Here is a 5985-nt window from a genome sequence, read left to right as displayed (position 1 = left end):
GGCCCGCCCCCCGCCGCCGAAGCGGGCGCACGCCCCCGCTGTACGGCGACGCGCCGGTGCTGCCCGCGATGGCCGAGGCGGCCGGGGAGGTGTTCGGGGCCGACGGCGTCCCGGCGGCCTCGCTCGCGCTGACCTCCGGCGCGCTGGACGGCGTCGACCGGGTGCTGCGCTCGGCGCTGCGCCCCGGCGACACGGTGGCCCTGGAGGACCCCGGCTGGCCCAGCGAGCACGACCTCCTCGCCGCGATCGGGCTGAAGAGCGTGCCGATGGCGATCGACGACGAGGGGCCGCTGCCGAGCGAGCTGTCCGCGGCCCTGCGCGCGGGCGCCCGCGCCATCGTGGTCACCAACAGGGCGCAGAACCCCACCGGGGCCGCCCTCAGCGCGGAGCGGGCCCGGGCCCTGCGCGGCGTGCTGTCCGAGCACCCCGCGGTGCTGACCGTCGAGGACGACCACGGTTTCGGCTGGGTGGAGCTGCCCTTCCACGGGGTGTTCGGCGCCACGGACCGCTGGGCGGTGGTCCGGTCGGTGGCCAAGGGGTACGGCCCGGACCTGCGGCTGGCGATGCTCGCGGGGGACATGGTGACCGTCGACCGGGTGCGCGCCCTGATCCAGACGGGGCCCGGGTGGGTCAGCCACGCCCTCCAGGAGGCATTCGTGGAGATGTGGCGCGCGGGCGCGGTATCGGCCGAGGAGGTGGGGCGCTCCTACACCGAGCGCAGGACCGCCCTGATCGACCACCTGGCCGGGCACGGCCTGGAGGCGCGCGGACGGTCCGGCGTGAACGTGTGGGTCCCGGTGCCGGACGAGGGGTCCGCGGTGGCGGGCCTGCTGGCGCGCGGGTGGGCGGTGTCCCCGGGCTCCCGCTTCCGCAGCGGCGCGCGCCCGGCGCTGCGGGTGACGGTGTCGTCCCTGGACCGGAGCGACATGCCGGCCCTGGCGGCGGCCATCGCCGCCGCGACCCGCCACGGCGGCCCGGCCGTGTGAGGGGACCTCTGCGGAGGAGGGCGGAACCCACCGGTTCCGCCCTCCGCGTCAGCCCTCGATGGCGGCCAGCGCGCGGGTGCAGGCCTCGCGCAGCTCCTCGTCCGCGCGGGCGGCCCGGAAGTCGGGGCGGCGGTCGCCCACCCGGATCGCGACGCCGCGGCGCAGATTGGCGCGGCGCCACTGGGCGAGTTCACTGCGCAGCGCCGGAACGGCGGGGGACCCGGCAGACCCCATCTGCTCGAACGCCTCCGCGATCTCCTCCGACGGCTGCTCTTGCCACGCGGCCAGCAGCGCGGCCGACGCGGCCTCCGTATCGCCCGTCACCGCCCACAGGGCCTGCGCCGCGCGGCTCCGGGTCTCGATCCCCCGGCTCCGAACCCGGATCTCCCCGGGGTCCTCGACGCACGCGCGGACGAGGTCGGCCAGGGGCGCGGCCTCGGCCCCCATGAGCTGCGCCGTCTCCAGGGCGTCGCCCAGGCAGGGGCCGCGCTCCTCCATGACACGCGCCAGGACCGGCAGCACCGGCTCGGCGTCGCCGGTGATCAGCCAGTACGCGCGCGCCGCCAGCGGAGGGCCCCACGCGGGCAGCCCGCCGTCGGCCAGGTGGGCCGCGAGGGCGGGGGCGGCCTGCTCCGCGGCGGGCCCGATGCTCCCCAGAAGCTCGAAGACGTCCCGGCCGGGCTCTTGGGCCAGGAGGAAGGGGACCGCGGCGCCCGCGTCGGCGCCGACCGCCACCAGCGCCTTGACGGCGTCCTTGACGGACTCGGCGTCCGGCTCCTCCTCGGCCAGCCGGGCGGCGAGGAACTCCTGCAGGGCGGGGCCCAGCTCCGCGGCGGCGGGCCCCATGGCCTGCGCCTTCATCAGGGCGAACTCGGCCCAGTGGGCGACGTCGAGCATCTCCTCGATGATCTCCAGCGCACGTTCGTCGCCGATCTCGGCCCACAGGTCGGTGGCCGCTTCGAGCGCCGCCCCGCCGTCGGAGGACTCCAGCACCTCTTCGATGGCGTCGGCGAACGGAGCGGCCACCGGACCGGCCGTGATCACGACCCGCGCCGCCTCGACGGCGACCTCCTCGTCCTCACTCCCGAGGAGGTCGAGGGCGCGGGCGATCAGCGCCCCGTGGTCGCCGCGCCATCCCTCGACCAGTTCCCGCACCATGGTGAGCGTCCTGACGGTGCTCTCCGGCTCGGGCCGCTCGAAGAGCCGCTCCAGCAGGGCCCGCCGCTCCTCCGTCCGGCCGTCCAGCGCGTAGTCGACCAGGGTGAGCAGCACCCCGTGGTAGTACTCCCGGTCGCCTCCCCCCTGGAGAGGCGGGATCTCGTCGCCCTGCACGTCGGCCACCAGTTCGAGGACCGCGTCCGTGTCGAGCGGGGACGGGCGGCCGGGGAAGCGCCGCATCAGCTCGGTGAAAGCGCGCATGCGCACCGACGGACTCGGATCGCGCACGGCCGCCTCGGCGAGCCCGTCCGCGACGGGCGCGGAGTCGGCCGCCCTGGAGCGGACGGCCACGATCCCCAGGAGCGTGGCCGCGGACTCCCGCACCGCGGAGTGGTCGTCCCCGTGGAGGCGGTCCACCAGGGCCGCGGTGGTCTCCGCATCGGGGACGCCTGCCACCGCCGCCATGCAGGCGGCCTCGCGTACGGCGGGGTCGGGGTCGGCGAGCAGGCGCACATACTCCGCCCGGCCCTCGGCCACGGCGACGATGGCACGCGCGTAGGTATTGCCGTTCCGGAGGTTCCGCTCCACGATCTCCGCGTACCCGGGTCGGTCGCCGCCGTCCCCGCCGGGGGCGTTCGCGGGCGGGACGACGCGGGCGGCGTCGCCGCCGGTCAGCGGGTCGGCCCCCTCCAGGACGGCCTCGTAGTAGCCGACGTTGTCGAACACCATGGACAGGTGGTCGACCTCGACGCCGCCGATCCCGGCCAGAAGCGCCAGCAGGTCGTCCCTGTCCTGCGCGGCGGGGTCGCACACGGCGTCGATCAGGAAGGGCACCGCGGCGACGGTGCAGTCGTACACGTCCCCCTGGTGGTGGACGGCCCCATAGAACTCGGAGAACGCCTTGCCGCGCTCGCCGGGGTCGTCGGAGACCATCCGTCGCAGCATGTCCGGCACGTCCTCGGCAGAGCCGTAGGCATGCCCCATCGAAGCCCAGGCGACATCGTCCAGGCCGGGGAGATCGGTCATAGCGGTCTTGTCTTCCTAGCGCTGAGGAACACGGCGCCGGGGAGCCCGGCGGACGGGGGACCACTACGACGTGGCCGGAAACCACCCGGTTCCCCTCGGCCACAGGGCGTTCAGACGCCCCGCGCCTCCCGCTCCACCCACGCGCGAACGGCCTCGGCCGTCTTCTCCGGGGGCACGGACGTGGTATCCAGCAGGTCGACGGGCGGGTCCATCTCCGCGGCCGTCTCCTCCACCCACCGCGCGTAGTCCAGCATCTCCGCGATGCGCTCCTCGTCCCACTCCCGCCAGGACGGACGCGCGCGCAGCCGGGCGGCCAGGACCTCCGGGTCGCAGGTGAGTGCGAGGTAGTGGATGCGCGAGAACAGGACACGCTCGGGCAGCGGCTCGAACTCCGGCGGCACCACCGTCCCGAAGAGCACCGCCGGCCGCCCGTTCTGCTGGATCATCGCGGCCGTGCGCAGCCACGTCGAGCGGAACGGCCGGTGCTCGTAGGAGTCGTCGCGCAGCCCCTCGACCCACAGCACGTCCTGTTCGAGGACGACGAACCGGTCCGACAGCGCCTCGATGAGCAGCCGCCCGACGGTCGACTTGCCGGTCCCGCTGGGCCCGGTCACGCAGAACAGGGGCATGCGGAGGAGGGGCCGCGCGTGTCCGCAGAAGCGGCAGCGCAGCCCCTCCCCCGAGGGTTCGGCGACGGGCGCCTCGTCGAGTTCCCCGCACTCAGGGCAGATGAGCGGGTTCAATCGAAGAGCTGTTCCAGGAAGCTCTTGTTCTTGCGCCGCCCGTACGGCTTGGGCGAGTCCTTGTACCCGTACCCGCCGTGGCCGTAGGGGCGCGGCGAGTCGGGACGGCCGCGGTATCCGCGCGGCGAGTCCGGCGGGACCGGGTAGGCCGGTCCGCCGCGGTGCGGCACGCCCGCCTGGGGCGCCCCGTGCGGCTGCCGGCCGGGGTAGGGCGGAGGAGCGCCGTAGTGGCTCTCCTCCGCCGCGATGATCTGCTCCAGCTCACCGCGGTCGAGGAAGATCCCTCGGCAGCTCGTGCACTGCTCGATGTGGATCCCTTGGCGGTCGAAGGTCTGCATGGGGCCTTGGCACTTGGGACATGTCACACGTCCAGCTTATGGCGCGGACATGAAGCGGGCGTGAAGGCGGAGGCGCCCGGCGGAGCGGGGGCAGGGCTCTGCCGGACGGGCCCCAGGGGCCGGACGGGTCTCAGGAGGTGGCGGTCGCCAGTTCCCCGGGCTCCAGGCTCATCGTCGTCCCGTCGGAGAAGGCGACGTCCAGCGGCGCGGTTCCCGGGTTGAAGGCCGTGTAGGTCCTCGTCCCGCCGTCGTCGAACACCGCGTAGTGCGCGGTGTCGGCGGTCACCGACGTGTCCACCGTGCCGACGTCCGCCAGCGTCGACACCCACTGGTAGGTGTGCGCCTTGGACTCGCCCGCCTCGGGCTCGTAGGAGGTCCACTGCTCCTCGAACCGAGCCAGTGCGCCCGGCCCGTCGGACAGCGCCTGGTGCTCCCAGTGGACGTCCCGCCAGATCTGGGGCCGACCGCCCAGCCTCTCCACCAGGGAGGTGTGCATGGCGGCGGCGTGCCCGGGGTCGTACCCCAGGTACAGCGAGGACGCCGTGATCGGCAGGTAGTTGATGCCGTAGTGCTCCTCGTCGCCGCCGTCCCACCAGATCCGGTAGTCGCCGCCGTCGCCCCACACCATGCCGACGACGTCGTGCCCGAAGTCGTCGGGGAACGTCCCGCCCCCGCTGTCCTGCCAGTAGCGGGTCACCGTGGAGGCCTGCGTCGTGTGCAGGAAGACCCCCAGGTCGCGCAGCTCCCGGTCCCCGGTGGCCGCGCCGAAGTGGGCCGTGGCGGCGGCGAAGTGCATGCCCTCCGACGACGACTCCTGGTTGTTGCCCGCGGCGAATCCGGCGTGCCCGGACGCCCAGCCGTGCCCGGCGTAGGGCGAGAAGGAGCGCAGGCGCGGGAACATGTCCGACTCCGGGTCGGTCTCGGCCACGTCCCGGATGAGCATGCGGACCATGCCTCCCCAGGCGTCCTCGGCGGCCCAGTCGCGGTCGTAGCGGGCGACGACGGCTGCGGCCTGAACGACGTACCCGTAGTGGAAGTCGTGGTCGTTGATCTGGTCGGCGGCCCCGAACGAGTCCGGGTAGCCGAGCATGGTGCCCCACGCGGAGTCGTAGTGGAACTGCCGCCCGCCTCCTCCGGCGGTCAGCCAGTCCTCCAGGCGGCCCTTGACCAGCTCCAGCAGGCCGTCCCGGCCCTCGGTGTAGCCGATGGAGTCGGCGATGGGCACGAGCTGGGCCAGCCGCCCCAGCGCCTTGCCGTTCCAGTAGGTGTCGTCGCCGCCCCGGAACGGGTCCTCGTGGTTCAGCTCCTCGTCGATGAGGGCCCGCATGCGCTCCTCGTCGGCGCCCTCGGCCGTGGGCAGGCTCGGCATCAGGCCCTGCGTGGTGAGCGAGGTGGTGAACTCCGCCCCGTCCGCGACGCGCATCTCCCCGCGCGGGGAGGCGTAGGCCAGGTCCGTCAGCGGGTCGCCGGTGTTCTCCCACTGGTGCGGGTAGAGCGCCATGAGCGTGCCGTCCTCGGTGCCCTCCTTCGGCTCGGTGGTGAGCCGGTAGGTGGTGGTGAGCTCGGCGGCCGCCTCGTCGTAGGAGTACCCCACGCGCGAATCGGTGACGAAGGAGTGGGCATAGGGCGCGAACGCGTCCAGGTCCCCGGGGTCGGGCAGCACGGCGACCGAGTAGTGGTCGGCGCCCGCCGCGGTGAGGGTGTCGCCGGAGCGCGTCCATTCGGCGCCGGAGG

General features: G+C 74.3%; 5 protein-coding genes. 1 reads left to right on the top strand and 4 read right to left on the bottom strand.

Going from position 1 to position 5985, the window contains the following annotated elements; genetic code table 11:
* Window positions 1-986, top strand: a 986-nt coding sequence (locus D476_RS0126340) for an aminotransferase class I/II-fold pyridoxal phosphate-dependent enzyme (RefSeq protein ID WP_017626894.1), incomplete at its 5' end; no start/stop codon positions are given.
* A 48-nt stretch (window positions 987-1034) separates the two neighbouring features.
* On the opposite strand, the gene D476_RS0126335 is transcribed toward D476_RS0126340, so the two are convergent.
* From D476_RS0126335 to D476_RS0126320, 4 genes are all read right to left on the bottom strand, one after another.
* Entirely contained in the window at window positions 1035-3170 is a 2136-nt protein-coding gene (locus tag D476_RS0126335; RefSeq protein ID WP_017626893.1) for a HEAT repeat domain-containing protein, read from the bottom strand.
* A gap of 110 nt (window positions 3171-3280) precedes the next feature.
* On the bottom strand, window positions 3281-3913 hold the full coding sequence (locus D476_RS0126330) for an AAA family ATPase (RefSeq protein WP_017626892.1): 633 nt from the start codon (window positions 3911-3913) through the stop codon (window positions 3281-3283).
* Complete coding sequence (locus tag D476_RS34670; protein WP_083939655.1) at window positions 3910-4278, bottom strand: TFIIB-type zinc ribbon-containing protein; 369 nt, start codon at window positions 4276-4278, stop codon at window positions 3910-3912. The genes D476_RS0126330 and D476_RS34670 overlap by 4 nt, the downstream gene beginning before the upstream one ends.
* Before the next feature lie 103 nt (window positions 4279-4381).
* Window positions 4382-5985: glycosyl hydrolase (locus D476_RS0126320; RefSeq protein ID WP_017626890.1), on the bottom strand; the 1604-nt coding region annotated here is incomplete at its 5' end.

The sequence above is a fragment of the Nocardiopsis chromatogenes YIM 90109 genome (assembly GCF_000341185.1).
In the GTDB taxonomy this organism is placed as follows: Bacteria; Actinomycetota; Actinomycetes; order Streptosporangiales; family Streptosporangiaceae; genus Nocardiopsis_A; species Nocardiopsis_A chromatogenes.
This window is presented reverse-complemented; position numbering and strand designations above follow the sequence as displayed.